Raw genomic sequence first — 2354 nt, 5'->3', positions numbered from 1 at the left:
GCAAGCTCGCCGCCTAAAACCAACCCCCAGACGAGGTCCGCACTCCGCTAATCTACGCCGCAAGTTGTGCCAAATGTTCTGACGACGGACAGGATGCTGTTTGCCGCTGCATCGGCCGAAAACAGAGCTTGGCGAGGCGCGGCCCTTTACCTCGTTCAGGGTCCATCACTGGTTCCGCTTGGCGGTTCCGGAGCACGACGAGCGATTATGGGCGTGCTCATTGAGCCACTCAACACCTCGCCAGCCTTGCTTTTCGAACCCGATGCAAGCCTTGTGATCGAGCTTGTTGCGCCCGATCTGGAATTCGAAGATGCTGACATTGAGGGGCTGGCTGCGGGCGCAAATCGCATTCTTGTCGGGGGCGAGGTGCTCCAGTTTGCACGCGCAACGCCGCTCGGCGATCGCCGCTGGCAGCTGAGGGGCCTGCTGCGCGGGCGTGGCGGCACAGAGGATGCGGCAGCCAACGGTCATTCAGCGCAAACCCTTGCCATCCTGCTTGACGATAACCTTGTGGCGCTTGATCCTGTTGAAGTCCCGGTTTCGGAAATGACACGGATTGCCGCAATCGGAACCGGCGATAGTGATGCGGTGATCGCGCCGGTCACGAACGTGGGTCTATCGCGAAGACCGCCCAGCCCCGTTCACGGCCGCATCAAGATTGCTTCCGATCAATCCAGAGAGCTGTCTTGGTCCCGGCGAGCGCGGGGCCAATGGCGCTGGGAAAATTCCGTAGATGTGCCTCTCGTCGAGGAGCGGGAAGCCTATATTGTTGGCTATGGCTCAGCGGAGACACCGTTCACAGCATGGTCTGTCGAAGAGCCGTGCCTGCAACTTTCAAAGGAAGCATGTGACGATCTTCTCGCGCGTTTCGGAGCTGCAGACCTGTGGGTGAAACAGATCGGCACGTTCGACCAGTCCAGCCCTCTTTTGCTCGACAGGCTGATGTAATTCAACGGAGATTACGATGAATGAACCTATTGCATTTCCCGCAGGCACGCCAAGGCTGAACCTCCCTCTCCTGTTTGCCGGACAATCTCAGAAGGAATTTTTCGTTAATCAGTCACTGACGATCCTCGATGCGCTTGCCCCGGGCACGGTTATGGCTTCGCTGCAGGAGCCCCCAGAAACCGTTGAAGAAGGGGACTGTTACCGTGTCATGGCCGGGGCATCGGGTTCATGGGCCGATCATATTGACCAAATCGCGCTTCGCGTTGCTGGCAGCTGGCACTTTGTGCCTGCAGCCGAGGGCATGTGCATCTTCGACGCGACAGCAGGTCACTGGCTTTGTTTTCGCGGAGGCTGGCTGAGTGCTTCGGTGCCGCTCATGCCTGTTGGCGGAAGCACTATTGACGCTGAGGCGCGGGCCATATTGACCCAGTTGATCGACGCGTTGCGCCTCATCGGCATTCTTGTGCCGGAAGCGCTGTGATCAGTCTCTCCTGCGTTTCCTCAACCGAAACGCAGTTCGCAAGCCGGCTTTGGCTTTTTCTTCACAAAGTCGCGATAGAGGCACTTTTGCAACACATGGATGCTATTGACTGCTTGCCTCTTGTATGGGGAAAAGATAGAGAGCCATATTGCCTTAATTCAATAACAAAGGGGAATTTCAGAATGCGCAAACTCGTCATTGGCATGGCGATGGCTTCGACCGCGCTTGCTTCGCCCGCTCTGGCTCGCGATGGCCAGTGGTACATCCAAGGCGATGGCGGCGTGATGATTGTCGAAAACCAGGACCTCGACGTGAACGGCGTAGCGGATAGCGCGAACGCTGATTATAGCACGGATTATGACTTCGGCGCCGCAGTCGGCTACGATTTCGGTTGGTTCCGCATGGAAGCCGAAGCGAGCTACCGCGCGGCCGACCTTGATCAGGTTTCGGTAGGAGCGGTGGGTCTGGCCCTCGATCCTGTGGCAGGCGGTGGTTTCAACACCTTTACCGGCTCCCGTGACGCGCTGGGCGAGGTGAACGCGCTTAGCTTTATGCTCAACGGGTTGTTGGACTTTGGCGACGATGATGGCTTGCAGGCATTCGCCGGCGGCGGTGTTGGCGTAGCTCGTGTCGACATGGATGGCCGCGTCAATGCAAACGGTCCGGGAGTCTGGAATGATTCCGATACCGGCTTTGCATGGCAGATTCTCGCCGGGATCCGTGCGCCGATCAGCGACAATTGGGACATTGGTCTCAAGTATCGTTATTTCAATGCACCGGATGTGAACCTGGTCGATCCGCTTGGCCGGACACTTGACACGGATCTGACCACGCACTCGCTGCTCGGCTCGATCACCTACAACTTCGGTGGAGAAACGGCGCCTCCGCCTCCGCCTCCGCCTCCGCCTCCGCCTCCGCCTCCGCC

The 2354-nt window shown here is 58.5% G+C and carries 3 protein-coding genes; all 3 read left to right on the top strand.

Annotated features, from left to right (window positions below; all coding sequences use genetic code 11):
* Positions 1 to 207: 207 nt before the first annotated feature.
* Positions 208 to 948 (top strand): GTA baseplate fiber-binding domain-containing protein, encoded by a 741-nt coding sequence (locus BUA05_RS14310; protein ID WP_072675694.1) that lies wholly within the window; start codon positions 208 to 210, stop codon positions 946 to 948.
* A gap of 16 nt (positions 949 to 964) precedes the next feature.
* Complete coding sequence (locus tag BUA05_RS14305; RefSeq protein ID WP_072675693.1) at positions 965 to 1429, top strand: DUF2793 domain-containing protein; 465 nt, start codon at positions 965 to 967, stop codon at positions 1427 to 1429.
* Positions 1430 to 1611: 182 nt separating this feature from the next.
* On the top strand, positions 1612 to 2354 hold a 743-nt coding region (locus BUA05_RS14300; RefSeq protein WP_143150332.1), incomplete at its 3' end, for an outer membrane protein.

Origin of the sequence: Erythrobacter sanguineus, assembly GCF_900143235.1 — a bacterium.
Taxonomy (GTDB): Bacteria; Pseudomonadota; Alphaproteobacteria; order Sphingomonadales; family Sphingomonadaceae; genus Erythrobacter; species Erythrobacter sanguineus.
This window is presented reverse-complemented; position numbering and strand designations above follow the sequence as displayed.

Bases quoted from the DNA above. Each gene is read 5' to 3' on its own strand.
- BUA05_RS14305 (WP_072675693.1), top strand. From the start codon at position 965: ATGAATGAACCTATTGCATTTCCCGCAGGCACGCCAAGGCTGAACCTC.
- BUA05_RS14310 (WP_072675694.1), top strand. From the start codon at position 208: ATGGGCGTGCTCATTGAGCCACTCAACACCTCGCCAGCCTTGCTTTTC.